The organism is Salmonella sp. SSDFZ54, from assembly GCF_004010735.1.
In the GTDB taxonomy this organism is placed as follows: domain Bacteria; phylum Pseudomonadota; class Gammaproteobacteria; order Enterobacterales; family Enterobacteriaceae; genus Salmonella; species Salmonella enterica.
This window is the reverse complement of sequence record NZ_CP034819.1, coordinates 2,771,778-2,797,168: the sequence shown is the minus strand read 5'-3', so window position 1 is coordinate 2,797,168 and position 25,391 is coordinate 2,771,778. Positions and strand designations below refer to the sequence as shown.

Here is a 25,391-nt window from a genome sequence, read left to right as displayed (position 1 = left end):
ACCCAATTGATCAAGAGGCTGAAAGATGGATTTCAACTTAAATGACGAACAGGAGCTGTTTGTCGCCGGTATTCGCGAACTGATGGCCAGTGAGAACTGGGAAGCTTATTTTGCCGAGTGCGATCGTGACAGCGTCTACCCTGAGCGTTTTGTAAAAGCGCTGGCGGATATGGGTATTGATAGCCTGCTGATCCCGGAGGAACACGGCGGTCTGGAAGCGGGTTTTGTTACCGTCGCCGCCGTCTGGATGGAGCTGGGACGTCTTGGCGCGCCAACTTACGTGTTGTACCAATTGCCGGGAGGTTTTAACACTTTCCTGCGTGAAGGAACTCAGGAGCAAATTGATAAAATCATGGCCTTCCGGGGCACCGGTAAGCAGATGTGGAACTCTGCTATCACTGAACCGGGAGCGGGATCGGATGTTGGTAGTCTGAAAACCACTTATACGCGCAAAAATGGTAAGGTTTATCTCAATGGCAGTAAGTGCTTTATCACCAGTAGCGCCTATACCCCGTACATCGTGGTCATGGCGAGAGACGGTGCATCGCCGGATAAACCGGTTTACACCGAGTGGTTTGTGGACATGAGCAAAGCGGGTATCAAGGTCAACAAACTGGAGAAACTCGGTCTGCGCATGGATAGCTGCTGTGAAATCACCTTTGACGACGTTGAACTGGACGAGAAAGACATGTTCGGTCGGGAAGGTAACGGCTTCAACCGCGTGAAAGAAGAGTTTGACCATGAGCGCTTCCTCGTCGCGCTGACCAACTACGGTACCGCAATGTGCGCTTTTGAAGACGCTGCGCGTTACGCGAATCAGCGCGTGCAGTTTGGTGAAGCTATTGGCCGTTTCCAGCTGATTCAGGAGAAGTTTGCGCATATGGCGATCAAACTGAACTCCATGAAAAATATGCTGCTGGAAGCCGCGTGGAAAGCAGATAACGGCACTATTACCTCCGGCGACGCGGCCATGTGCAAATACTTCTGCGCCAACGCCGCGTTTGAAGTGGTAGACACCGCCATGCAGGTACTGGGAGGTGTTGGTATCGCGGGCAACCACCGCATCACGCGTTTCTGGCGTGACCTGCGCGTTGACCGTGTTTCTGGTGGTTCTGACGAAATGCAGATCCTGACGTTGGGTCGTGCGGTACTCAAGCAATACCGCTAATCGATCCCTTGTAGGCCTGATAAGACGCGGGGCGTCGCCATCAGGCAATCATGCCGGATGGCGCTGTGCTTATCCGGCCTACATACCGCAAAAAATGCCAGGAGAAAAATGATGAATCATTTACCAATGCCAACCTTTGGCCCGCTTGCTGGGGTACGCGTTGTTTTTTCGGGAATCGAAATCGCCGGTCCATTCGCCGGACAGATGTTCGCCGAATGGGGCGCCGAGGTTATCTGGATTGAAAACGTCGCATGGGCCGATACCATTCGCGTACAGCCTAACTACCCGCAGCTCTCACGCCGCAACCTGCACGCCCTGTCGCTGAATATTTTCAAAGATGAAGGTCGGGAAGCGTTTCTGAAACTGATGGAAACCACCGATATTTTCATTGAAGCCAGTAAAGGCCCGGCCTTTGCCCGCCGTGGTATTACTGATGAAGTGCTGTGGGAGCATAACCCGAAGCTGGTCATTGCCCACCTTTCCGGCTTCGGCCAGTATGGTACCGAGGAGTACACCAATCTTCCGGCGTATAACACCATCGCGCAGGCATTCAGTGGTTATCTGATCCAAAACGGCGACGTTGATCAGCCGATGCCAGCCTTCCCGTATACCGCCGATTACTTCTCCGGGATGACCGCGACGACAGCCGCGCTGGCAGCCCTGCACAAAGTACGCGAAACGGGTAAAGGTGAAAGCATCGATATCGCCATGTACGAAGTGATGCTGCGCATGGGTCAGTACTTCATGATGGACTACTTCAACGGCGGCGAAATCTGTCCACGTATGACGAAAGGGAAAGACCCCTACTACGCCGGTTGCGGCCTGTATAAATGCGCCGATGGTTACATCGTCATGGAGTTGGTCGGTATCACGCAAATCAACGAGTGTTTTAAAGATATTGGCCTGGCCCACATTCTCGGTACGCCGGAAGTTCCGGAAGGCACGCAGCTCATCCATCGCGTGGAATGCCCTTACGGCCCGCTCGTCGAAGAGAAACTGGACGCCTGGCTGGCAGCACATACCATCGCCGACGTTCAGGCGCGTTTTGCTGAGCTGAATATCGCCTGTGCGAAGGTGCTCACCATTCCGGAACTGGAAGGTAACCCGCAGTACGTTGCCCGCGAATCGATTACTCAGTGGCAAACAATGGACGGTCGCACCTGTAAAGGGCCGAACATCATGCCGAAATTTAAAAACAACCCGGGGAAAATCTGGCGTGGCATGCCGTCACACGGCATGGATACCGCCGCCATTCTGAAAAACATTGGTTATAGCGAAGCAGATATTAAGGAACTGGTCGGCAAAGGCCTGGCCAAAGTTGAGGATTAAACGCGATGCGCTAATCGGTTTTCCGGTTAGCGCTCACGCCTGATTTCAGTGGATAAAGCAATATGGATATCGTTGGCGGACAAAACTTACGTCAGATGTGGGACGACCTGGCCGGGGTGTACGGAGATAAAACGGCGCTAATTTTCGAATCCTGTGAGGGAATCGTTCGGCAGTTTAGCTATGCTTCGCTCAATGAAGAGATTAACCGCACGGCGAACCTTTTTTATTCCTTAGGGATCCGCAAGGGTGATAGGGTCGCGCTGCATCTGGATAACTGTCCGGAATTCATCTTTTGCTGGTTTGGACTGGCAAAAATCGGCGCCATTATGGTGCCGATTAATGCCCGCTTACTGGGCGAAGAAAGCGCCTGGATCCTGCAAAACAGCCAGGTGAGTCTGCTGGTTACCAGCGTCCAGTTTTATCCTATGTACCGTGAAATACGCCAGGACAAGAGCACTCCGCTTAATCATATCTGTCTGATTGGCGAGCAGCTTCCGGCTGACGATGGCGTGAGTCACTTTACCCAACTGCAATCCCGCCAGTCCACCACGCTGTGCTATACGCCCGCGTTATCCACTGACGATACGGCGGAAATTCTGTTTACATCAGGCACCACCTCACGGCCTAAAGGGGTGGTAATTACCCACTACAACCTGCGTTTTGCAGGCTACTACTCTGCCTGGCAAATCGCCCTGCGCGATGATGACGTGTACATGACGGTGATGCCCGCTTTTCATATCGACTGCCAGTGTACCGCCGCAATGCCAGCCTTTTCCGCCGGCAGCACCTTTGTCCTGCTAGAGAAGTACAGTGCCAGGGCCTTCTGGGATCAGGTACGTAAATATCAGGCGACGGTGACCGAGTGCATTCCGATGATGATCCGCACGCTGATGGTCCAGCCCGCCGCACCAACGGACAGGCAGCATCACCTGCGCGAAGTGATGTTCTATCTCAATTTATCCGAGCAGGAAAAAGACGATTTTACCGAACGCTTTGGCGTCAGGCTGCTGACCTCTTATGGTATGACTGAAACCATTGTCGGAATTATTGGCGACCGTCCCGGAGACAAACGGCGCTGGCCTTCCATTGGTCGCGTGGGTTTTAGCTATGAAGCTGAAATTCGCGACGATCAAAATCGCCCGCTGCCCGCCGGAGAAATTGGCGAAATCTGTATTAAAGGCATCCCCGGCAAGACTATCTTCAAAGAGTATTACATGCAGCCGGAGGCTACCGCCAAAGCGCTGGAACCTGAGGGCTGGTTACATACCGGTGATTCGGGCTATCAGGATGAGGATGGCTATTTTTATTTCGTCGACAGGCGCTGCAACATGATTAAACGCGGCGGAGAAAATGTCTCCTGCGTCGAGCTGGAAAATATTATTTCTGCGCATCCGAAAATTCAGGACATTGTGGTGGTTGGTATTAAAGACGCGATCCGTGATGAAGCCATTAAAGCGTTTATTGTCCTTAATGAAGGTGAAACATTAAGCGAAGCCGAGTTTTTCAGCTTTTGCGAAAACAATATGGCGAAATTCAAGGTTCCCTCTTTTATGGAGATCAGAACCGACCTGCCGCGCAACTGTTCAGGAAAAATAATCAAAAAAAATCTGAAATAAACCTTCCGGCAGGAATCCTTCCCGCCGGGAAACTATTTATCTGGAGATGAACTATGAGTGAGTCATTACATCTGACCCGTAACGGCCCGATCCTGGAAATTACCCTTGACCGACCTAAAGCGAATGCCATTGACGCCAAAACCAGCTTTGCAATGGGTGAAGCTTTTCTTAATTTCCGTGACGATCCGGAATTACGCGTAGCAATCATTACCGGCGGCGGGGAGAAATTCTTTTCTGCTGGCTGGGACTTAAAAGCGGCAGCGGAAGGTGAAGCGCCGGATGCTGATTTTGGTCCCGGCGGCTTTGCCGGTTTAACCGAAATATTTGACCTCGATAAGCCGGTTATCGCCGCGGTGAACGGCTACGCGTTTGGCGGCGGTTTTGAGCTGGCGCTGGCGGCGGACTTTATTGTCTGCGCCGAAAACGCCAGCTTCGCGCTGCCGGAAGCAAAGCTCGGCATCGTGCCTGACAGCGGCGGCGTATTGCGTCTGCCTAAGCTGCTGCCACCGGCTATCGTCAACGAAATGGTGATGACCGGCAGACGAATGAGCGCCGAAGAAGCGCTGCGTTGGGGGATCGTGAACCGCGTTGTCAGCCAGAGCGAACTGATGGATAGCGCGCGCGAACTGGCGCAACAACTGGTCAATAGCGCCCCGCTGGCTATCGCGGCGCTGAAAGAGATTTATCGCGCGACCAGCGAAATGCCGGTAGAAGAAGGCTACCGCTACATCCGCAGCGGCGTACTGAAGCATTATCCGTCGGTACTGCATTCAGAAGATGCGCTCGAAGGACCGCAGGCATTTGCCGAAAAACGCGATCCGGTGTGGAAAGGTCGTTAATGTGACTATGCCGGATGGCGCTTCGCTTATCCGGCCTACAGCACATGCGCAACCGTAGGCCGGATAAGGTGTTTACGCCGCCATCCGGCAAAAAAACCGAGGTACAACTATGAGCTATTACGCCTTTGAAGGATTGATCCCGGTGGTGCATCCGGACGCGTTTGTCCATCCCAGCGCCGTGCTGATTGGCGATGTCATCGTGGGCGCCGGTGTTTATATTGGCCCACTCGCGTCATTGCGTGGGGATTATGGTCGCCTGATCCTGGAGGCAGGCTCTAATCTGCAGGATGGCTGCATTATGCATGGCTACTGCGATACCGATACCATCGTGCATGAGAACGGCCATATCGGCCACGGCGCTATTCTACATGGCTGCGTGGTGGGACGGGACGCCCTGGTCGGCATGAATAGCGTCATTATGGACGGCGCAGTGATTGGCGAAGAGAGCATTGTCGCCGCCATGAGTTTTGTCAAAGCCGGATTTCAGGGTGAGGCAAGGCAACTGCTGGTGGGATCACCGGCGCGCGTACTACGCCAGGTTACGGACCAGGAGCTGCACTGGAAACGCCTCAATACCAAAGAATATCAGGATCTTGCGATCCGTTGTCGAACGGGGTTATCTGAAACGAAGCCGTTAACGCAGGTCGAAGAAAACCGACCGCGCCTGAAAGGCACGACGGACGTGAAGCCAAAGTCAGCACAGTAATTGATGCCGGATGCGCTCACGCTTATCCGGCCTACGCGTCAATTACCGTTTACCCCGCCAGCAGGTTAAACAGACAATTAGCGACGCATACTCTTGGAGAGCATCATCTGCCATTTCTGCTCACGGTTTAGCTCTGTGGGGGGAACGGCAGACAGCCGCGGCGCTTTCGCCACGCTCACTTTTCTTTCCTGCAAATTATGATTCAATCGGCGATAGAGTTGAGAGTCGATACTCACGACTTTCACCAGACGCTGGCACTGGCAGCCTCGTCCTGCAATTTGGTTAGGGATCATCTTCACTTCACAAACAATTTCCCCCACTTCTGACAGAATATAGGAAAGCGTATTAATTGCTTTGCAATGTTCAATATCAAATTGACGGGAAATCTCCCTGGCAGTGATCCATCGGTTCTCTGCCATCATCCAGTCAGCAATTAACAAATAAAGCGGTCTTTCAACATATTTTTCACACATAAGCACACCATTTCACAAATTAAAAATCTGGCTACGGCCTGTCCAAACTAATAAAAACTAAGCCATATTAAAATTGTGGATATGCAAGATAGTATGCGACTTAAATATTGATTAGTGTGAGCAATATCGTGCTTATTACATTGAAAATGTGGTTACGGAAACGGACTTCTCCAGGAATGACCTTACGCAAGATAAAAAAAGGGTTTCTTTACAGAAACCCTTTCAACATTATATTACAGGTCCGGTTAGAGCAATATCCGCCGGACCCTTTGTTTACGACTTTTTGATCTGCGCGTGCATTTCCTGCACCGAGGTTACCTTCTCGGTGGCATCGGCATTGAGCGCCATCGTCGTTGCAAAACCGCCGTTCAGCGTGGTGTCATAATGCACTTTATACTGCAGCGCGCTGCGGCGAATCACCCTGGAGTCTTCAATCGCGCGGCGACCTGCGGTGGTGTTGATGATGTAGGTGTATTCGCCATTCTTGATACGGTCCTGAATGTGCGGACGACCTTCATGCACCTTGTTCACCAGACGCGGGTTGATACCGGCTTCGCCCAGCACAATCGCGGTACCGTGGGTGGCATCCAGCTCAAAGCCCTGTTTCAGCAGCTTAGCGGCGAGATCCACCACGCGCTCTTTGTCGCCTTCGCGAACGGAGAGCAGCGCACGGCCCTGTTTCTTCATGGTGGAGTTACTGCCCAGCTGCGCCTTAGCGAACGCTTCCGCGAAGGTACGGCCGACGCCCATCACCTCCCCGGTGGAGCGCATTTCTGGCCCTAACAGCGGGTCAACGCCCGGGAATTTGTTAAACGGCAACACCACTTCTTTCACCGAGTAGTACGGCGGGATAATTTCTTTGGTCACGCCCTGCTCGGTCAGCGATTTGCCGGCCATCACGCGCGCCGCCACTTTCGCCAGCGGCACGCCGGTGGCTTTGGAGACGAACGGCACAGTACGCGCCGCACGCGGGTTGACTTCAATCAGGTAGACTTCGTTGTCCTTGACCGCAAACTGCACGTTCATCAGGCCGCGCACCTGCAACTCGAAGGCCAGCTTCTGCACCTGCTGGCGCATCACGTCCTGAATTTCCTGGCTCAGCGTGTAGGCCGGCAGGGAACAGGCGGAGTCGCCGGAGTGTACGCCCGCCTGCTCAATGTGCTCCATAATGCCGCCAATCAGCACCATTTCGCCGTCGCAGATAGCGTCCACGTCCACTTCAACCGCGTCATCAAGGAAGCGGTCCAGCAGCACCGGCGCATCGTTAGAGACGCTGACCGCCGTCTGGAAGTAGCGACGCAGGTCGGCTTCGTCATAGACAATTTCCATCGCCCGACCGCCCAGCACGTAAGAAGGACGTACCACCAGCGGGTAGCCGATCTCTTTCGCTTTTTCGACAGCCTGTTCAATGGCGGTGACGGTGGCGTTGGCCGGTTGCTTCAGTTTCAGACGGTCAACCGCGTGCTGGAAGCGCTCGCGGTCTTCCGCGCGGTCGATGGCGTCCGGGCTGGTGCCGATAACCGGCACGCCTGCCGCTTCCAGCGCGCGCGCCAGCTTCAGCGGGGTCTGGCCGCCGTACTGCACGATAACGCCTTTCGGCTTCTCGATGCGCACGATTTCCAGCACGTCTTCCAGCGTCACCGGCTCGAAGTACAGACGGTCGGAAGTGTCGTAGTCGGTGGAGACGGTTTCCGGGTTACAGTTGACCATAATGGTCTCGTAACCGTCTTCGCGCAGCGCCAGCGAGGCGTGTACGCAGCAGTAGTCAAATTCGATGCCCTGGCCGATACGGTTCGGGCCGCCGCCGAGGACCATGATTTTATCGCGGTCAACGGACGGGTTCGCTTCGCACTCATCTTCATAAGTGGAGTACATGTAGGCGGTATCGGTGGCGAATTCCGCCGCGCAGGTATCCACACGCTTGTAGACCGGATGCAGGTTGTATTGGTCACGCAGCTTGCGGATTTCCGCTTCACGCACGCCCGCCAGTTTCGCCAGACGCGCATCGGCAAAACCTTTACGCTTGAGCTGACGCAGGAAGTCGGCGTTGAGGCCGGTAATACCGACTTCAGCCACTTTCTCTTCCAGACGCACCAGTTCTTCAATCTGTACCAGGAACCAGCGGTCGATGTTGGTCAGGTTGAACACGCCATCCACAGACAAGCCTGCGCGGAAAGCATCGGCGATATACCAGATACGATCTGCGCCCGCATCTTTCAGCTCGCGGCGGATTTTGGTCAGCGCTTCCGGGTCGTCGAGGCTGACTTTCGGGTCGAAGCCGGTGGCGCCCACTTCCAGGCCGCGCAGCGCTTTTTGCAGGGATTCCTGCTGGGTGCGGCCAATCGCCATCACTTCCCCGACCGATTTCATCTGGGTGGTCAGACGGTCGTTGGCACCGGCGAATTTCTCGAAGTTAAAGCGCGGAATTTTGGTGACAACGTAGTCAATAGATGGCTCAAAGGAGGCCGGCGTACGGCCACCGGTGATGTCGTTCATCAGCTCGTCGAGGGTATAACCCACCGCCAGTTTGGCCGCCACTTTGGCAATCGGGAAACCGGTGGCTTTCGACGCCAGCGCCGAGGAGCGGGATACGCGCGGGTTCATTTCGATAACAATCAGACGACCGTTTTTCGGGTTCACTGCGAACTGGACGTTAGAACCACCGGTTTCAACGCCGATTTCACGCAGCACCGCCATCGAGGCGTTACGCATGATTTGGTATTCTTTATCGGTCAGAGTCTGCGCGGGCGCCACGGTGATGGAGTCGCCGGTATGGATGCCCATCGCATCGAAATTTTCGATGGAGCAGACGATGATGCAGTTGTCGTTTTTATCACGCACCACTTCCATCTCGTACTCTTTCCAGCCGATCAGCGATTCATCAATCAGCAGCTCGTTGGTTGGCGAGAGGTCCAGACCGCGTTCGCAGATTTCTTCGAACTCTTCACGGTTGTAAGCGATACCGCCGCCGGTGCCGCCCATGGTAAAGGACGGACGGATGATGCACGGGAAGCCCACGTCAGCGGCAACCGCCAGCGCTTCTTCCATAGTGTGCGCGATACCGGAACGCGCGGTGTCGAGACCAATTTTCTTCATCGCGATATCGAAGCGACGACGGTCTTCGGCTTTATCAATGGCGTCGGCGGTGGCGCCAATCATGGTGACGCCGAACTCTTCCAGCACGCCCTGCCGCTCCAGCTCCAGCGCACAGTTCAGCGCCGTCTGGCCGCCCATGGTCGGCAGCACTGCATCCGGACGCTCTTTTTCAATGATTTTGCGCACCACTTCCCAGTGAATCGGCTCGATGTAGGTGGCATCGGCCATTTCCGGGTCGGTCATGATGGTGGCCGGGTTGGAGTTCACCAGAATGACGCGATAGCCCTCTTCGCGCAGGGCTTTACACGCCTGAGCGCCGGAGTAGTCAAACTCACACGCCTGACCGATAACAATCGGGCCCGCGCCCAGAATCAGGATACTTTTTATATCTGTACGTTTTGGCATGGCTCTTATTACTCCTGATTATTTCGCGGACTGACGGTATTGCTCAATAAGCTCGATAAAGTGGTCGAACAGCGGCGCCGCATCGTGCGGGCCGGGGCTCGCTTCTGGGTGTCCCTGGAAGCTGAACGCCGGTTTGTCGGTACGATGAATACCCTGCAGGGTGCCGTCGAACAGGGATTTATGGGTTACGCGCAGGTTGGCTGGCAGCGAGTCTTCATCCACCGCAAAGCCGTGGTTCTGCGCGGTGATCATCACCACGTTTCTGTCCATATCTTTTACCGGATGGTTGCCGCCGTGATGGCCGAACTTCATCTTAACGGTCTTCGCACCGCTCGCCAGCGCCAGCAGCTGATGGCCGAGGCAGATGCCGAACACAGGAATGTCGGTCTGGAGGAATTTCTTAATCGCCTCGATGGCGTAGTCGCACGGCGCCGGGTCGCCAGGGCCGTTCGACAGGAAGATGCCGTCCGGATTCATTTTCAGCACCTCTTCAGCAGAGGTTTGCGCTGGCACCACCGTCAGGCGGCAGCCGCGATCCACCAGCATACGTAGAATGTTGCGCTTGGCGCCAAAATCGTAGGCCACCACGTGGAACGGCAGGTCATCCTCAGATTTCGCTTCCGGTAAACCGTCTTTCAGCGTCCAGCTACCCTGCGTCCAGCGGTAAGTTTCCGCCGTGGTCACTTCTTTCGCCAGATCCATACCGTTAAGTCCAGGAAATGCTTTCGCTTTTTCCAGCGCCAGCTTCGCATCCGGGCTATCGCCTGCAATGATGCAGCCGTTCTGTGCGCCTTTCTCACGCAGCAGTCGGGTCAGCTTGCGGGTATCGATATCAGCAATCGCCACAATGTTATGGCGTTTGAGGTAAGAAGAGAGGTCTTCGGTGTTACGGAAGTTGCTGGCAATCAACGGCAGATCGCGAATCACTAAACCTTGCGCATGAACCTGAGAAGATTCTTCATCGGCTTCATTGGTGCCGACATTACCAATATGGGGATAAGTAAGAGTGACGATTTGGCGGGAATAGGAAGGATCAGTGAGGATTTCTTGATAACCGGTCATTGAAGTATTGAAAACGACTTCCCCAACCGCCGAACCCGTTGCCCCAATGGCCCGACCGTGAAACTGGGTTCCGTCTTCCAGAACCAATAGCGCTGACTTAATCAAAACACCCTCCAGAGAATATTCACTCACTTTATTTGCATATTAATTCATTCAGTCAGTATGAAGCAATGCAAATTTGCTTACCCGTGGATTTCTGGCAAACGGCGGCATTCTGAAGTTAAGCCGGATAAAAGTCAACTTAAAGAGGGTATTTTTTATGTTATTTTGCACATTATAAGGAAGTTATTCTGTTTAAGAGGCAAAAAGATCAACTAAGTGACGATAGAAAACGCTTGCGCTTCCTTGAGTTCGCAAAAAACTGGCTGGCATGATAAAAAGTGGACCAAATGGTCAAATTTCACATTAAAACAACAAAAAACAACGATAAAAATTCATTTAATAGTCATCAAAACCATTAAATGCATAAAAATTCAAAATTAAGCAAATTAACAACAAAAACATTTTAAAAATCAATATTTTAAAAATATAAAAAACAAATCAAATGCATTATAAAATCAACAAAAACAGCAAATTAAGACTATGTAATAAGAATTACAATCGCGATATAAAGATCCAGCTTCTTTTTCTTTAAGACTAGCGCATACGATTGGAACACAACCAGCCTCACTACAGCATAAAAAAGCTAACCCATTGAAGTAAAAGAGATAAAACGATCCCGTGGAACAGCACTAACCCCCCGATGGATATCAGTCTTATTAGTCTGGTCGAGGTGCCTTTTGCATACGGTAAGCCACTGCGGCAGAACATGTCGTGGGCGAAGAAACTGTCGAAACATGAATGGCGAAAGGCGTTATTTATCTGGCCGAATAACCGGGGGGCAAAAAAACAAAAGGGCAATAATATATTGCCCTTTGTAATCAATTAATCTTGATTACCACAACCACATCACGAAGGTATTTAGTCGCTATAATACATCCAGCCCCAGCACATCCCGCATGTCAAATAGCCCATTTTTCTTCGTTTTTAGCCATAACGCCGATCGCAACGCGCCATTTGCAAACGTCATGCGGCTGGAAGCTTTATGCGTAATCTCTACGCGCTCGCCAATATCGGCAAACATCGCGGTATGTTCGCCGACGATGTCGCCCGCGCGTACGGTCGCAAAGCCAATCGTGCCCGGTACGCGCTCGCCGGTATAACCTTCACGCGAGTAGACCGCGCAGTCCTTCAGATTTTTATCCAGCGCCCCGGCGATTGCCTCGCCCATTGCCAGCGCTGTCCCCGACGGTGCATCCACTTTATGGCGGTGGTGCGCTTCAATAATTTCAATATCGCTATAGTCGCCCATTACCTTCGCGGCTTTCTCCAGCAGCTTGAGCATGACGTTAACGCCGACGCTAAAGTTTGCGGCGAAAACGATCGCAATCTCTTGCGACGCCTCACGAATGGCCTGTTTACCGGCGTCGTCAAAGCCGGTAGTACCAATCACCATCCCTTTACCATGCTGGCGGCAAAACGCCAGATGCGTCAACGTGCCTTCCGGACGGGTAAAATCGATGAAAACGTCAAAATCATCTTTTACCGCCTCAAGGCTGCTTTGAACGATCACGCCGGACTTTCCCGCCCCCGCCAGTTCGCCAGCATCGCTGCCCAGCAAGGAAGAGCCTTCGCGCTCCAGCGCGGCACCCAGCTGAACACCTTCCATCGCCATGGCGGCCTGGATTAACTGCCGTCCCATGCGGCCACCGGCGCCGGCAATGGCGACGCGGATTTGTGCTTCATGCATAGCTATTCTCTTTTGTAAAAATTGCGTAAACCGTTTTCAGAGTAACCAGCGCGCCCGGAGGCCGCCATCTAAAATCGCCGATAATTAGAAATTAATGATAAACAGGGAGCGATATCAGTAAAAGACATGATTCATCCCACAGGATGAATCATTGCTGGAGAGAATGAAAGAAGAGAAACTTACTCAGGATAGAGGGAACCGGCAGGAAAATGACTTAAAAACCAGGTCACTGCCAGTAAATCCGCGCTACCGCCAGGGCTTAAGTTACGCAGGATGAGTTCATCATCGAGGGACTGCATCGCTTCAATGCCCCCCTCAACCAATACGCCCCCTTGCCACAACAATTTTTGTGCCTGCTGCTGCACGTAGTAAAGCCCTTCCAGGCCTCCCCGTGACACCAGATTGGTATCATCATTCCACGCCATCAGATGCAACAATGTTTGCAGCAGGGCAAGATGGGTATCGTCATGCTCCTGCACGACCCGGTTAAACACCGGCAAAGCCTGCGTTCTGACGGTTCGAAAACCGCTTTCCGCTTCTCCCCGCGCGCCCGACAGGCCATAACACTGGAAATGGGTTTCACTCTTTGTCAGTTTTCCCGCTTTTCTTGCTGAGAGCTCGTGGGCAACAATATTCCGACTCAGGCGAGCAACCTGGTCGCAGATACGATTTTGCTCCAACGGTTCTCCCCGCGCGAGAAGTCGGCCAATCGCTGCGCTCAGCAGGCCAAAAGCGAAAATCGCCCCGCGATGGGTATTCACACCATTGGTCGCCTGTAGCATATCGTTCTCACAGGCCATCCCCAGCGGACGCAGCATCACCAGGACATTTTCTGCCGCCAGCGCCGCCGTGTTGTTGCCCATGATAAAAAACTTTTCCATCCACGGAGCAATGGCGGTAGTGCTACGTTCAAATGCCGCCAGATCCATATCCCTATGCGCTCCCGAATTACGAATATCGACCAGACCGGGTTTTGGTGTCAGCCTGGCTTCCGTCAGCAGCGCTCTTGCAACCAACCCATTAAGTTCGCCAGCCGCCAGCGATGAGTACGCTGGCGTACGCCGTTCAGTCACAACGCTCACGTTCATAGCATTCAATCCTTCGTGCAATTTCATCCAACAAAAGGTCAAGGGTGTGATGCTTGCCCCGGGCACAGAGATGAGCATCCTGCTGGCATATCAAACATGGCCGGGCAGGATGCCCGAGTTCACGGCGTGATAGCGACTTACCGTCGCTATCAATAATGTCGATGTCCCAAAGCCGCCCTAACGGATGGCTCATCTCCAGTGTCGACATGTGCTGTTTCAACGCCATTGCCGGCGCACAGACCGCTGCCATCCATTCCGGGCCGCTGCGTTCATTTACCTGCATTTCCCAGACGTTGACCCACTCCTTCTGTTCGCAAAGCGCCAGTATTTCGGCAATTGCGTAATCGGCGACACGCCGCCAGACCGCTGAGTTTTTAACGGCGCCCGGTGCAACCAGCGTGAGGGAAATCAACGGTAGCCGATAGCAGTTCAACGCCTGACGCTGCCTGGCGGCACGTTTATCGCGCGCTTGTAGCATCTCCTCCAGCGTAACTGCCTGGCCCTGGTACAGCAGGTCTGTGCCCTTCATCAGCCTTTAACCTGGCGAATCACGTCAATCACTGAACCGTCGCGATAACGCACCACAGCCACCACCCGATCGGTAAACTCAATCGGCTGCGGTTTACCGGTCAGTTGCTCAGCGCGCTGTTGCAGTTGTTCGATGGTCGTCAGCGCCACACCCGCAGCACGCAGGTTATCAAGCAGATCCTGACGCGCAGGGTTCACTGCAATACCATGGTCGGTAACCAGCACATCAACGCTTGCCCCTGGCGTGACGGTAGTCAGCACCTTTTCTACCACGCAAGGAATACGCCCGCGCACTAGCGGCGCAGTGATAATGGTCAGATCCGCACCTGCCGCAGTGTCGCTATGGCCGCCCGATGCGCCACGCAGTACGCCGTTTGAACCGGTCATCACGTTAACGTTGAAATTCACGTCAATTTCCAGTGCGCTCAGCATCACCACATTCAGGCGTTCGCATGCCGCGCCTTTAGAGGCGGGGTTCGCGTATTGATTGGTTGAGATTTCAATATGATGTGGATTCTGCGCCAGCGAACGGGCTGCATCGCCATCGAATGATTGCGTATCCAGCAGCGCTTTGATCAACCCTTTCTCATGCAGATCCACCATGGTGCCGGTGATCCCGCCCAGGCCAAAACTCGCCGTAATGTTGTGGCGACGCATTTTGTCTTCCAGGAAACGGGTGACCGCCAGAGAAGCGCCACCGGTGCCGGTTTGCAGCGAGAAACCGTCACAAAAATAACCGGAGTGTTCGATCACATTGGCCGCCTGCCGGGCGATCAACAGTTCACGCGGGTTGCTAGACAGACGAATCGCGCCCGCAGTGATTTTTTCCGGATCCCCTACTTCGTCCACCTGTACGATCAAATCAACCTGATCCTGCGCGATACTGGCCGGATAATTGGGGAATTCGACCCACTCTTCAGTCAGGAGCACCACGCATTTAGCGTACTGCGCATCAACCTGCGCATACCCCAAAGAGCCGCAGCGTGACTTGCCGCTAAAACCGTTCGCATTACCAAATTCGTCGCAGCACGGCACGCCGAGGAAAGCGACATCAATATTCAGCTCACCGCTCTGAATCAGTTTTACGCGGCCGCCGTGAGAGTGGATCTGTACCGGGTTTTCCATCAGGCCAGCGGAGATCTCTTCCCCTAACTTGCCGCGCAGCCCGGAGGTGTAAATCTGCCGCACCACGCCATTTTTAATGTGTTCGATAAGCGGCCAGTGGGCATCAATTAATGAGCTGGAGGCAAGCGTCAGATCGCGGAATCCCATTTCCGCCAGCTTCGCCATCACCATATTGACGACTTTGTCGCCACCACGAAACGCATGGTGGAAGGATATCGTCATGCCATTTTTAAGCCCGGAACGACGGATAGCCTCTTCAAGCGAGTCACAAATTTTACGCCGACGCTTTTCCGTTTCACTGGCAAGCCACGGGCTGTTCGCTGTTACCCCCTGGTAGGGCTGTAATCCTTCCGGTACGACATATTGCTGGTTGAGCATGGTTACAGTCTCTTTCATGGTTCCTTCCTTAATCACGAATACCGGAAGCCGACAGCGCCACCACTTTGCGCGCGTGGTCGATAATCGGGCCGTCAATCATTTTGCCGTTGAGTGAAACGACGCCCAGACCGCGAGACTCAGCCTCTTCAGCGGCGGCAATCACCTCATACGCATGCTCAACTTCTTTACGTGTCGGAGAATAAGCCTGATGTAACAGCTCAATCTGACGTGGGTTCACTAAGGACTTACCGTTAAAACCAAGCCCTTTCGCCAACTGCACTTCCTTCAGGAAGCCTTCTTCATTATTGATATCCGACCAAACGACATCATAGGCGGCAATACCCGCAACGCGCGCCGCATGCAGCACTGCGCAGCGGGCGTAGAACAGCTCGGTGCCATCGCCCCGGCAGGTGCCCATATCCATCACGTAATCAAATGCCGCCAGCGCAATTGCCACCATGCGCGGGCTGGAGGTGGCGATGTCGACGGCATTGACCACGCCTTTCGCTGATTCGATCGCCGCCATCAGCCTGGTACTGCCGACTTCACGTCCACATTCACGTTCGATCCGTTCAACCTGCGCTTCCAGCTCCAGCACATCGTTTTTGCTGTCGGTTTTCGGCAGACGCACGATATCCGCGCCACCACGCACGACGGCCTCAAGATCGGCCAGACCGAATGGCGTGTTCAGTGGATTAATGCGCACCACTTTTTCAACATCCTGATAGAACGGATGTTGAAGCGCGTGATGGACTAAAAGACGGGCGGAATCTTTCTCACGTAACGCTACGGCGTCTTCTAAGTCGAACATCACCGCGTCCGCACCATAGACAAACGAGGTACTCAACATGGCCGCATTTGCGCCGGGGATAAACAACATACTGCGACGTGGTCTCATAACGCACTCCATTGAATTTCCGTTTGTTCTGCAGCGCGTAACGCCGCCGCCTGCACTCGGGCGCGTAAAATGCACTCCAGCGCGCCTTTGTCATCGACGCTAACCAGCGCGCGTTCAACGCCCAGCTTCGCCAGCGTTTCCCGAACCACCTGCTCAATCGCCGCGCCAAACTGCTGCTTCACCAGACTCTCTAGCTCCAGCCGAATTCCTGGCTCGCTGGATGGACCAATCCTGATCATCACATCGCTGGATTCCAGCGTGCCTGCCAGGGCATCTTTAATGATTTTCATTAGTTATGTTCCTTGTTAACGGTGTTACGTCATATGGTTTCAGTGTGTCTGGCGGCATGCCGCTGCAGATATGCCAGGGTGCCAACAGGCACCAGCGCGCTTATCGCCGGCCAATTACGTTCGCTATACAGTTTTCTGACGCGAGAGGCGGAAATAGCCACGCCGTTTTTCTCTACCCGCGCCAGCTCGACGACCTCAATAACCGGGCCGCTACGCTTCGGATCGTGTAAAATGTCGTGCATTCGCTGGTTATAGGCACAGGTCAGAGGACAAAACGGTTCACTGCCGACAAAACGATGGGTAATCCCCAGCGCTGGAGCCAGATGTTCACGGAAGAGTTGCAGATCGATCTGGCAATGGCAGTCGTCCACAACCCCTTTTTCTTTGAGGAAATAGCCGGGAAACGTCGCACGCGAGATCATATAAGCGGAGCCGGAATGCAACGTGACGTTGTCAATGCCCGCGATTCCTTGTTCGATCAGCGCCCAACGGTCGGTATAGGAAAAAAATGAAGCATCTTCTTTGACTACAAACAGATGCAACCAGTCACAGGCCGCAGCCGCTTGCTCCACCAGATAACGGTGGCCCAATGTAAACGGATTGGCGTTCATGACGATGGCGCCGATCGTTTTTCCCGGTTGACGATAAAGCGCCAGTTGGCGACAAAAGCGCGCTAACCGTTCACTGCTGTTCTCCATTAACACCGCCAGCTCACCTGCCTGCGCAATGGGCCAAAACCCCGCGCCAGAAAACAGCAACCGATTTTGCGGCTTAGTGAACAGGAAAAGCTCGCTGCGGTTTAACTCGTAGGCCAATGTAAGCAGCTCAGTCAGCAATTTGAGGCTGAGCCCTTCCCCTTGTAAAACCGGGGAAACGGCGATGCATTTCAGTACGTTTCCGGCCAGCGAGCCGCATCCAACTATCTCACCCTGCCAATATGCGCATACCGCGATTTCACAATCATCTTCCAGGGCGAGTCCCACGCCCTCCAGAAACATGGCGACCGACTCGCGACGCAATACATCCTTTTGCAAATAAATGCGTTTAAATATTAGATTCACTCTATTCTGCATCCGTCAGCAAATAACGTCGCATATTTCGCCAGCGTTTGTATTACTCGTCTGGAATAGACATCACACTTTCCCCCTTGCTTTTATAAGCTTTATGGTTTTTATTTCCTTAATTAACCAGAGTTAATAAAAATAATTAAATTAATTAAAAACACAACCATTCAGTGAAGATAGTCACATCTCACGGTTCATTGAATTTATTAGTATGCGCGGGTCTTGTTACCCATCAATACACAGGAAAATGTTTATGACCAACATGACCCAGGCTTCGGCGACGGAGAAAAAGGGGGCTGGCGATTTACTCAGATTCAAAATCTTTGGTATGCCGCTACCGCTTTATGCTTTTGCATTAATTACTTTATTACTGTCTCATTTCTATAACGCTATACCGACTGACTTAGTCGGTGGTTTTGCTCTTATGTTTGTTATGGGGGCCATTTTTGGTGAAATCGGCAAACGTTTACCGATCTTCAATAAATATATTGGCGGCGCACCGGTTATGATATTTCTGGTTGCAGCTTATTTTGTCTATGCTGGCATATTTACGCAGAAAGAAATTGATGCGATCAGCAACGTAATGGATAAAAGCAACTTCCTTAACCTGTTTATCGCAGTGTTGATCACAGGCGCGATCCTGTCGGTAAACCGTAAGCTGCTATTAAAATCACTGCTGGGCTATATCCCAACCATCCTCGCCGGGATTGTCGGCGCGTCCCTTTTCGGTATCGTCATTGGTCTGTGCTTCGGTATCCCGGTCGACCGTATCATGATGCTGTACGTTCTGCCGATTATGGGCGGTGGTAACGGCGCGGGCGCCGTGCCTCTGTCTGAAATTTATCACTCGGTTACCGGACGTTCTCGCGAAGAGTATTACTCAACGGCTATTGCTATTCTGACCATTGCGAATATCTTCGCCATTATTTTCGCCGCCCTCCTCGATATGATAGGCAAAAAATACACCTGGCTTAGCGGTGAAGGTGAATTGGTTCGTAAGGCTTCCTTCAAAACCGAAGATGATGAAAAGGCCGGTCAGATTACCCATCGTGAAACGGCGGTTGGCATGGTGCTATCCACCACCTGCTTCCTGCTGGCCTATGTCGTTGCCAAAAAAATTCTGCCAAGCATCGGCGGCGTCTCTATTCACTACTTCGCCTGGATGGTCCTGATTGTTGCTGCGCTGAACGCATCAGGTCTTTGCTCACCGGAGATTAAAGCCGGGGCGAAACGTCTTTCTGACTTCTTCTCCAAACAACTGCTGTGGGTGTTGATGGTAGGTGTGGGTGTTTGCTACACCGATCTGCAAGAGATCATCGATGCCCTGACGTTCGCGAACGTCGTTATCGCCGCAATCATTGTGGTCGGCGCTGTCGTTGGCGCAGCTATCGGGGGCTGGTTGATTGGCTTCTACCCGATTGAATCATCCATTACTGCGGGTCTTTGTATGGCCAACCGCGGCGGCTCCGGCGATCTGGAAGTGCTCTCCGCCTGTAACCGTATGAACCTCATTTCATATGCACAAATTTCCTCTCGTCTGGGCGGCGGTATTGTGCTGGTTATCGCTAGCATCGTGTTCAGCATGATGGTGTAAAAAAACGCACGGCGGTGTCTTTGCCGCAAACGACCTGGAGAAAAGTAGAGGCCAAAGCCAGAGGTGGCCAAGGGAAATCCACTCTACTCCTTAGCCGGATTCACCAGGAAGGTTGTCGTCAAGGCCACCGTCGTGCCTCTCATTATGGAAAATGATTCATGAATGAAGCTGTACTACTGGGTGAAGGTTTCACCCTGATGTTTTTAGGGATGGGGTTCGTACTGAGCTTTCTGTTCCTGCTGATTTTCGCCATTCGCGGCATGTCTGCCGTGATTACTCGCTTCTTCCCGGAGCCCGTCGCCGCGCCCGCACCGCGCGCCGTTCCCGTCGTGGACGACTTCACCCGCTTAAAGCCGGTGATTGCCGCCGCCATTCACCATCACCGCCACCACGTTTAATTTCCCGGAGGGATCCATGACCATTGCCATTACCGACGTCGTCCTGCGTGACGCCCACCAGTCCCTGTTCGCCACCCGCCTGCGTCTTGACGATATGCTGCCGATTGCCGCTCAGCTCGACGACGTGGGCTACGGCTCGCTGGAGTGCTGGGGCGGCGCCACCTTTGACGCCTGTATCCGCTTTCTCGGCGAAGACCCGTGGCTGCGCCTGCGCGAACTCAAAAAAGCCATGCCGAAGACTCCCCTGCAGATGCTGCTGCGCGGCCAGAACCTGCTCGGCTACCGCCATTACGCCGATGACGTGGTGGAACGCTTCGTCGAACGCGCGGTGAAAAACGGCATGGATGTGTTCCGCGTCTTCGATGCCATGAACGACCCGCGCAATATGAAAGCCGCACTGCAGGCGGTGCGCAGCCACGGCGCGCACGCCCAGGGCACGCTCTCCTACACCACCAGCCCGGCGCACACCCTGCAGACCTGGCTGGATTTAACCGAACAGCTGCTGGAAACCGGCGTTGACTCGATTGCCATCAAGGATATGTCCGGCATTCTCACGCCGATGGCGGCGTATGAGCTGGTCAGCGAAATCAAAAAACGTTTTGAGGTGCGCCTGCACCTGCACTGTCACGCCACTACCGGGATGGCGGAGATGGCCCTGCTGAAGGCTATCGAGGCTGGCGTCGACGGCGTGGACACGGCGATTTCCTCCATGAGCGCCACCTACGGCCACCCGGCCACCGAAGCGCTGGTGGCGACGTTGGCAGGTACTGAGCACGACACCGGGCTGGATATCCTGAAGCTGGAGAGCATCGCGGCCTACTTCCGCGAGGTGCGCAAAAAGTACCACGCCTTTGAAGGCCAGCTGAAGGGCTACGACAGCCGCATTCTGGTGGCCCAGGTGCCGGGCGGGATGCTCACCAACCTGGAAGGCCAGCTGAAGCAGCAGAACGCGGCGGACAGGCTGGACCAGGTGCTGGCGGAAATCCCCCGCGTGCGCGAGGACCTCGGCTTTATTCCGCTGGTGACCCCGACCTCACAGATTGTCGGCACCCAGGCGGTGCTCAACGTCCTGACCGGCGAGCGCTACAAAACCATTGCCAAAGAAACGGCGGGCATTCTGAAAGGCGAATACGGCCACACCCCGGTGCCGGTGAACGCGGCACTGCAGGCGCGGGTGCTGGAAGGGGGCGCTCCGGTGACCTGCCGTCCGGCGGATTTACTCAAACCGGAGCTGGCTGAACTGGAAGCGGACGTCAGGCGCCAGGCGCAGGAGAAGGGCATTCAGCTTGCGGGAAACGCCATTGACGACGTGCTCACCGTGGCGCTGTTCCCGCAAATCGGCCTCAAATTCCTCGAAAACCGCCACAACCCGGCGGCGTTTGAGCCATTGCCGCAGGCGGAAGCCGCGCAGCCGGTGGCAAAAGCAGAGAAGCCTGCCGCCTCCGGTATCTACACCGTGGAAGTGGAAGGCAAAGCCTTTGTGGTGAAGGTCAGCGACGGCGGCGATATCAGCCAGCTCACTGCGGCTGCACCTGCTGCCTCTTCTGCTCCTGCCACCGCCCCGGCAGGCGCCGGCACCCCGGTCACCGCCCCGCTGGCGGGCAATATCTGGAAGGTGATTGCCACCGAGGGCCAGAGCGTGGCCGAAGGCGACGTGCTGCTGATTCTGGAAGCCATGAAGATGGAAACCGAAATCCGCGCCGCGCAGGCCGGGACGGTACGCGGTATCGCGGTGAAGTCCGGGGACGCGGTCTCCGTGGGCGACACCCTGATGACGCTGGCGTAACGGAGAACTGAAATGGAAAGTCTGAACGCCCTGCTTCAGGGCATGGGGCTGATGCACCTTGGCGCAGGCCAGGCCATCATGCTGCTGGTGAGCCTGCTGCTGCTGTGGCTGGCGATTGCGAAAAAGTTCGAACCGTTGTTGCTGCTGCCGATTGGCTTCGGCGGGCTGCTCTCCAACATCCCGGAAGCGGGTATGGCGCTGACCGCGCTGGAAAGCCTGCTGGCGCATCACGACGCCGGGCAGCTGGCGGTGATTGCCGCGAAGCTGAACTGCGCGCCGGACGTGCACGCCATCAAGGAAGCGCTGGCCCTTGCTCTGCCGTCGGTGCAGAGCCAGATGGAGAACCTGGCGGTGGACATGGGCTACACGCCGGGGGTGCTGGCGCTGTTCTATAAAGTGGCGATTGGCTCCGGTGTCGCGCCGCTGGTCATCTTCATGGGCGTCGGCGCGATGACCGACTTCGGCCCGCTGCTGGCCAACCCGCGCACCCTGCTGCTGGGGGCGGCGGCGCAGTTCGGCATCTTCGCCACCGTGCTGGGGGCGCTGACGCTGAACTACTTCGGCCTGATTTCCTTCACCCTGCCGCAGGCGGCGGCCATCGGCATTATCGGCGGCGCGGACGGCCCGACGGCGATTTATCTGTCGGGCAAACTGGCGCCGGAGCTGCTGGGGGCCATCGCGGTGGCGGCGTACTCGTATATGGCGCTGGTGCCGTTAATCCAGCCGCCGATTATGAAAGCGCTGACCACGGAGACGGAGCGCAAAATCCGCATGGTGCAGCTGCGCACGGTGAGTAAGCGGGAAAAAATCCTCTTCCCGGTGGTGCTGTTACTACTGGTGGCGCTGCTGCTGCCGGACGCCGCGCCGCTGCTGGGGATGTTCTGCTTTGGCAATCTGATGCGTGAAAGCGGCGTGGTGGAACGTCTGAGCGACACGGTACAGAACGGGCTGATCAACATCGTCACCATCTTCCTCGGGCTGTCGGTGGGCGCGAAGCTGGTAGCGGACAAGTTCCTGCAGCCGCAGACGCTGGGCATTCTGCTGCTGGGTGTGATTGCGTTCGGTATCGGGACTGCCGCCGGGGTGCTGATGGCGAAGCTGATGAACCTGTGCAGTAAGAACAAAATCAACCCGCTTATCGGTTCGGCGGGGGTGTCGGCGGTGCCGATGGCGGCACGCGTATCGAACAAAGTGGGGCTGGAATCGGACCCGCAGAACTTCCTGCTGATGCACGCGATGGGGCCGAACGTGGCCGGGGTGATTGGCTCGGCCATTGCGGCGGGCGTGATGCTCAAGTACGTGCTGGCGATGTAATAGTGGATGGGATACGCATGTCGTATCCCATTTTCATCCAAATTTTTTCTGAAAGAAAAGTAAGTATGAACTGGTTCAGGTTCCGGTGATGCCGAATGCAAGAAAATACCGTAATTAAATATCTAACTACCAATATGTTTATACGGGAAATTACACACTGGTTTGCCAGACGCTCGTTTCAAAACCGGATATTTCTACTGATCCTGTTTACATCCACCATCGTGATGCTGGCAATCACCTGGTATCTGACCGATATCACGAAAGAACGCCTGCATTATCAGGTGGGCCAACGTGCGCTTATTCAGGCAATGCAAATATCCGCTATGCCAGAATTAGTTGAAGCCGTAGAGGCGCATGATTTGTCACGTATCAAAGCGCTGATTGACCCAATGCGCTCGTTTTCGGATGCGACTTACATTACCGTTGGCAACGAAAAAGGTCAGCGACTGTATCACGTCAACCCGGATGAGATCGGCAAATATATGGAGGGCGGCGATAGCGACGACGCGCTGTATAACGCTAAAAGCTACGTATCGGTGCGCAAAGGTTCATTAGGCTCTTCCCTACGTGGTAAATCCCCGATTCAGGACAGTACCGGTAAAGTCATTGGTATTGTTTCCGTCGGCTATACTCTGGAACAGTTGGATAGCTGGCTTAACTTACAAATCAGCTCGTTGCTGTTCCCGATGGCGTTACTGCTGCTGGTGCTGTTGTACTGCGCCCGCCGCTTCTCGCTGCATATTAAAAAGCAGATGCTTAACATGGAGCCGCAGCAGCTTTCACAACTATTAATTCAGCAAAGCGTGTTGTTTGAGTCGGTATTTGAAGGGTTGATCGCCATTGACTCCCATCACCGTATTACCGCCATTAACCAAACGGCTCGCCGCTTACTGAATCTGAGCCAACCGGAGTCTGAACTCATTGGCTATGCAATCCACCATATCGTGTTGCCGGAGGCCTTCTTTTACGATGCGCCGCAAAAAAACAAAAAAGATGAGATCGTCACCTTTAACCAAATGAAAGTCATCGCCAGTCGCATGGCGGTCATTATTGACAACCAGCCTCAGGGCTGGGTTATTAGCTTTCGCAACAAAGACGATATCAATACACTCAGCCTGCAGTTAAGTCAGGTGCGGCAATACGCCGATAACCTGCGCGCCGTGCAGCATGAGCATCGCAACCTTATTTCCACCATTGCCGGACTGCTGTTCCTGAAGCGCTACGATAATGCGTTGGCGCTGATTCAGCAGCAGTCGGAAAGCCACCAGAAAGTACTCGATTTTATTTCCCATAATTTCCGCGACCACCACCTTGCGGGGCTATTAATCGGTAAATATTATCGGGCAAAAGAGCTGGGGCTGGAGCTGATTTTCGATCCTTCAAGCTTTGTTGAACACCTGCCGTCATCGCTCTCGCATAATGAATGGATTTCGATTGTTGGCAATTTATTGGACAACGCCTATAACGCCACCCTGCTCAATAGCGAAGGCTCGCGACAGATTGAGTGCCTGATCAATAGCGAAGGTAATGAAGTCATTATTGAAGTTGCCGATCAGGGATGTGGTATTGACGAAAATATCCGCCAGCATATTTTCGAGCGTGGAGTGACCACCCACAACAACGGCGATCACGGAATTGGATTATGGTTGGTGCACAGCTACGTCAAGCAGGCCAATGGCGACATTATCGTCGATAACAATAATCCTTTTGGCACCATTTTTACCCTCTATATCCCTTTTACCAGAGAAGAATAACATGGATAGCATTACGACACTCATCGTTGAAGACGAACCGATGCTAGCGGAAATCCTGGTGGACACCATCAAGCTTTTTCCCCAGTTTTCAATCGTCGGCATCGCAGACAAACTGGAAAGTGCAAAGAAGCAAATACGCCTCTATCAACCACAGTTAATTCTATTGGATAATTTTTTACCCGATGGCAAAGGGATCGATTTAATTCGTCATACCATCAGCACCAACTACACGGGGCGAATTATTTTCATTACTGCCGACAATCATATGGATACCATCAGCGATGCCTTACGCATGGGCGTATTCGATTATCTGATTAAGCCGGTACATTATCAGCGCCTGCAGCATACCCTGGAGCGGTTCACCCGTTACCGCAGTTCGTTACGTTCCAGTGAGCAGGCAAACCAGACGCACGTTGATGCCTTATTTAATATCCAGGCCAAAGAACAAACCGCAGAACCGAATAGCGGACTGCGGGGAATTGATGAAAACACCTTCAACCGGGTACGACAAATATTCACCGACCCGCAGGCAGTACATACAGCAGACACTCTGGCGCAAATTCTGGGCAGCAGTAAAACCACTGCCCGACGCTATCTGGAACAAGGCGTGAAAAATAACTTTCTCGAAGCGGAGATCAGCTACGGGAAAGTGGGCAGGCCGGAGAGACTCTATCGCGGCAAAGTATGAGAT

21 protein-coding genes are annotated in these 25,391 nt (G+C 53.9%); 11 read left to right on the top strand and 10 right to left on the bottom strand.

Annotated features, from left to right (window positions below):
• Window positions 1-25 precede the first annotated feature (25 nt).
• From caiA to caiE, 5 genes are all read left to right on the top strand, one after another.
• Window positions 26-1,168 carry a crotonobetainyl-CoA dehydrogenase gene (gene caiA / locus EOS97_RS13895; RefSeq protein ID WP_000347134.1) on the top strand — a complete coding sequence of 381 codons (1,143 nt, stop codon included), beginning with the start codon at window positions 26-28 and terminating at the stop codon, window positions 1,166-1,168.
• A 111-nt stretch (window positions 1,169-1,279) separates the two neighbouring features.
• Window positions 1,280-2,497 carry an L-carnitine CoA-transferase gene (gene caiB / locus EOS97_RS13890; protein ID WP_001016209.1) on the top strand — a complete coding sequence of 406 codons (1,218 nt, stop codon included), beginning with the start codon at window positions 1,280-1,282 and terminating at the stop codon, window positions 2,495-2,497.
• Between the two features lie 62 nt (window positions 2,498-2,559).
• Window positions 2,560-4,113: a crotonobetaine/carnitine-CoA ligase gene (gene caiC / locus EOS97_RS13885; RefSeq protein ID WP_000355815.1), complete on the top strand. Its 1,554-nt coding sequence runs from the start codon at window positions 2,560-2,562 to the stop codon at window positions 4,111-4,113.
• A 53-nt stretch (window positions 4,114-4,166) separates the two neighbouring features.
• The gene (gene caiD / locus EOS97_RS13880; RefSeq protein ID WP_000004376.1) at window positions 4,167-4,952 is read left to right on the top strand and encodes a crotonobetainyl-CoA hydratase; all 786 of its coding nucleotides are present in this window, start codon (window positions 4,167-4,169) and stop codon (window positions 4,950-4,952) included.
• Window positions 4,953-5,061: 109 nt separating this feature from the next.
• Complete coding sequence (gene caiE, locus EOS97_RS13875; protein ID WP_000122863.1) at window positions 5,062-5,658, top strand: carnitine operon protein CaiE; 597 nt, start codon at window positions 5,062-5,064, stop codon at window positions 5,656-5,658.
• Between the two features lie 77 nt (window positions 5,659-5,735).
• Here the strand turns inward: caiE and caiF are convergent, their stop codons facing one another.
• The 10 genes from caiF to citC form a co-directional block, all read right to left on the bottom strand.
• Entirely contained in the window at window positions 5,736-6,131 is a 396-nt protein-coding gene (caiF, locus tag EOS97_RS13870; RefSeq protein WP_000333324.1) for a carnitine metabolism transcriptional regulator CaiF, read from the bottom strand.
• Between the two features lie 273 nt (window positions 6,132-6,404).
• Entirely contained in the window at window positions 6,405-9,632 is a 3,228-nt protein-coding gene (gene carB, locus EOS97_RS13865) for a carbamoyl-phosphate synthase large subunit (RefSeq protein WP_001126316.1), read from the bottom strand.
• An 18-nt stretch (window positions 9,633-9,650) separates the two neighbouring features.
• Window positions 9,651-10,799: a glutamine-hydrolyzing carbamoyl-phosphate synthase small subunit gene (gene carA, locus EOS97_RS13860; RefSeq protein ID WP_000597276.1), complete on the bottom strand. Its 1,149-nt coding sequence runs from the start codon at window positions 10,797-10,799 to the stop codon at window positions 9,651-9,653.
• 862 nt (window positions 10,800-11,661) lie between these two features.
• Entirely contained in the window at window positions 11,662-12,483 is an 822-nt protein-coding gene (gene dapB / locus EOS97_RS13850; protein WP_000544032.1) for a 4-hydroxy-tetrahydrodipicolinate reductase, read from the bottom strand.
• Window positions 12,484-12,662: 179 nt separating this feature from the next.
• Window positions 12,663-13,571: a triphosphoribosyl-dephospho-CoA synthase CitG gene (citG, locus tag EOS97_RS13845; protein ID WP_001103242.1), complete on the bottom strand. Its 909-nt coding sequence runs from the start codon at window positions 13,569-13,571 to the stop codon at window positions 12,663-12,665.
• A complete protein-coding gene (citX, locus tag EOS97_RS13840) occupies window positions 13,549-14,100 on the bottom strand; it encodes a citrate lyase holo-[acyl-carrier protein] synthase (protein WP_000679050.1) in 552 nt (183 codons plus the stop codon). Before citX ends, citG begins: the two co-directional genes overlap by 23 nt.
• Window positions 14,100-15,620 (bottom strand): citrate lyase subunit alpha, encoded by a 1,521-nt coding sequence (citF, locus tag EOS97_RS13835; protein ID WP_000665574.1) that lies wholly within the window; start codon window positions 15,618-15,620, stop codon window positions 14,100-14,102. Before citF ends, citX begins: the two co-directional genes overlap by 1 nt.
• A 10-nt stretch (window positions 15,621-15,630) precedes the next feature.
• Entirely contained in the window at window positions 15,631-16,500 is an 870-nt protein-coding gene (citE, locus tag EOS97_RS13830; RefSeq protein WP_001247805.1) for a citrate (pro-3S)-lyase subunit beta, read from the bottom strand.
• Complete coding sequence (citD, locus tag EOS97_RS13825; protein ID WP_000691461.1) at window positions 16,497-16,790, bottom strand: citrate lyase acyl carrier protein; 294 nt, start codon at window positions 16,788-16,790, stop codon at window positions 16,497-16,499. Before citD ends, citE begins: the two co-directional genes overlap by 4 nt.
• Window positions 16,791-16,819: 29 nt before the next feature.
• The gene (citC, locus tag EOS97_RS13820; RefSeq protein ID WP_001181445.1) at window positions 16,820-17,863 is read right to left on the bottom strand and encodes a [citrate (pro-3S)-lyase] ligase; all 1,044 of its coding nucleotides are present in this window, start codon (window positions 17,861-17,863) and stop codon (window positions 16,820-16,822) included.
• 244 nt (window positions 17,864-18,107) lie between these two features.
• Here citC and citS point away from each other — a divergent pair, with 244 nt between their 5' ends.
• The 6 genes from citS to EOS97_RS13790 all read left to right on the top strand — a co-directional run bounded on the left by citS (window position 18,108) and on the right by EOS97_RS13790 (window position 25,388).
• Entirely contained in the window at window positions 18,108-19,448 is a 1,341-nt protein-coding gene (gene citS / locus EOS97_RS13815) for a citrate/sodium symporter CitS (RefSeq protein WP_000183596.1), read from the top strand.
• Window positions 19,449-19,606: 158 nt separating this feature from the next.
• A complete protein-coding gene (locus EOS97_RS13810; protein WP_001001154.1) occupies window positions 19,607-19,846 on the top strand; it encodes an oxaloacetate decarboxylase subunit gamma in 240 nt (79 codons plus the stop codon).
• Window positions 19,847-19,862: 16 nt separating this feature from the next.
• The gene (gene oadA / locus EOS97_RS13805; RefSeq protein ID WP_023165787.1) at window positions 19,863-21,632 is read left to right on the top strand and encodes a sodium-extruding oxaloacetate decarboxylase subunit alpha; all 1,770 of its coding nucleotides are present in this window, start codon (window positions 19,863-19,865) and stop codon (window positions 21,630-21,632) included.
• A gap of 12 nt (window positions 21,633-21,644) precedes the next feature.
• Window positions 21,645-22,946: an oxalacetate decarboxylase subunit beta gene (locus EOS97_RS13800; RefSeq protein ID WP_023165788.1), complete on the top strand. Its 1,302-nt coding sequence runs from the start codon at window positions 21,645-21,647 to the stop codon at window positions 22,944-22,946.
• 134 nt (window positions 22,947-23,080) lie between these two features.
• Window positions 23,081-24,700 carry a sensor histidine kinase gene (locus EOS97_RS13795; RefSeq protein ID WP_023166950.1) on the top strand — a complete coding sequence of 540 codons (1,620 nt, stop codon included), beginning with the start codon at window positions 23,081-23,083 and terminating at the stop codon, window positions 24,698-24,700.
• A gap of 1 nt (window position 24,701) precedes the next feature.
• A complete protein-coding gene (locus EOS97_RS13790; protein WP_000377416.1) occupies window positions 24,702-25,388 on the top strand; it encodes a response regulator in 687 nt (228 codons plus the stop codon).
• Window positions 25,389-25,391: the final 3 nt, after the last annotated feature.

What these genes read in the sequence shown, in the direction of transcription:
- citE (WP_001247805.1), bottom strand. Translation starts at nt 16,500, where the DNA reads ATGAGACCACGTCGCAGTATGTTGTTTATCCCCGGCGCAAATGCGGCC.
- EOS97_RS13795 (WP_023166950.1), top strand. Translation starts at nt 23,081, where the DNA reads ATGTTTATACGGGAAATTACACACTGGTTTGCCAGACGCTCGTTTCAA.
- EOS97_RS13810 (WP_001001154.1), top strand. Translation starts at nt 19,607, where the DNA reads ATGAATGAAGCTGTACTACTGGGTGAAGGTTTCACCCTGATGTTTTTA.
- caiF (WP_000333324.1), bottom strand. Translation starts at nt 6,131, where the DNA reads ATGTGTGAAAAATATGTTGAAAGACCGCTTTATTTGTTAATTGCTGAC.
- carB (WP_001126316.1), bottom strand. Translation starts at nt 9,632, where the DNA reads ATGCCAAAACGTACAGATATAAAAAGTATCCTGATTCTGGGCGCGGGC.
- citS (WP_000183596.1), top strand. Translation starts at nt 18,108, where the DNA reads ATGACCAACATGACCCAGGCTTCGGCGACGGAGAAAAAGGGGGCTGGC.
- caiB (WP_001016209.1), top strand. Translation starts at nt 1,280, where the DNA reads ATGAATCATTTACCAATGCCAACCTTTGGCCCGCTTGCTGGGGTACGC.
- caiE (WP_000122863.1), top strand. Translation starts at nt 5,062, where the DNA reads ATGAGCTATTACGCCTTTGAAGGATTGATCCCGGTGGTGCATCCGGAC.
- oadA (WP_023165787.1), top strand. Translation starts at nt 19,863, where the DNA reads ATGACCATTGCCATTACCGACGTCGTCCTGCGTGACGCCCACCAGTCC.
- EOS97_RS13790 (WP_000377416.1), top strand. Translation starts at nt 24,702, where the DNA reads ATGGATAGCATTACGACACTCATCGTTGAAGACGAACCGATGCTAGCG.
- EOS97_RS13800 (WP_023165788.1), top strand. Translation starts at nt 21,645, where the DNA reads ATGGAAAGTCTGAACGCCCTGCTTCAGGGCATGGGGCTGATGCACCTT.
- citD (WP_000691461.1), bottom strand. Translation starts at nt 16,790, where the DNA reads ATGAAAATCATTAAAGATGCCCTGGCAGGCACGCTGGAATCCAGCGAT.
- caiD (WP_000004376.1), top strand. Translation starts at nt 4,167, where the DNA reads ATGAGTGAGTCATTACATCTGACCCGTAACGGCCCGATCCTGGAAATT.
- caiC (WP_000355815.1), top strand. Translation starts at nt 2,560, where the DNA reads ATGGATATCGTTGGCGGACAAAACTTACGTCAGATGTGGGACGACCTG.
- citC (WP_001181445.1), bottom strand. Translation starts at nt 17,863, where the DNA reads ATGCAGAATAGAGTGAATCTAATATTTAAACGCATTTATTTGCAAAAG.
- dapB (WP_000544032.1), bottom strand. Translation starts at nt 12,483, where the DNA reads ATGCATGAAGCACAAATCCGCGTCGCCATTGCCGGCGCCGGTGGCCGC.
- citX (WP_000679050.1), bottom strand. Translation starts at nt 14,100, where the DNA reads ATGAAGGGCACAGACCTGCTGTACCAGGGCCAGGCAGTTACGCTGGAG.
- caiA (WP_000347134.1), top strand. Translation starts at nt 26, where the DNA reads ATGGATTTCAACTTAAATGACGAACAGGAGCTGTTTGTCGCCGGTATT.
- citF (WP_000665574.1), bottom strand. Translation starts at nt 15,620, where the DNA reads ATGAAAGAGACTGTAACCATGCTCAACCAGCAATATGTCGTACCGGAA.
- citG (WP_001103242.1), bottom strand. Translation starts at nt 13,571, where the DNA reads ATGAACGTGAGCGTTGTGACTGAACGGCGTACGCCAGCGTACTCATCG.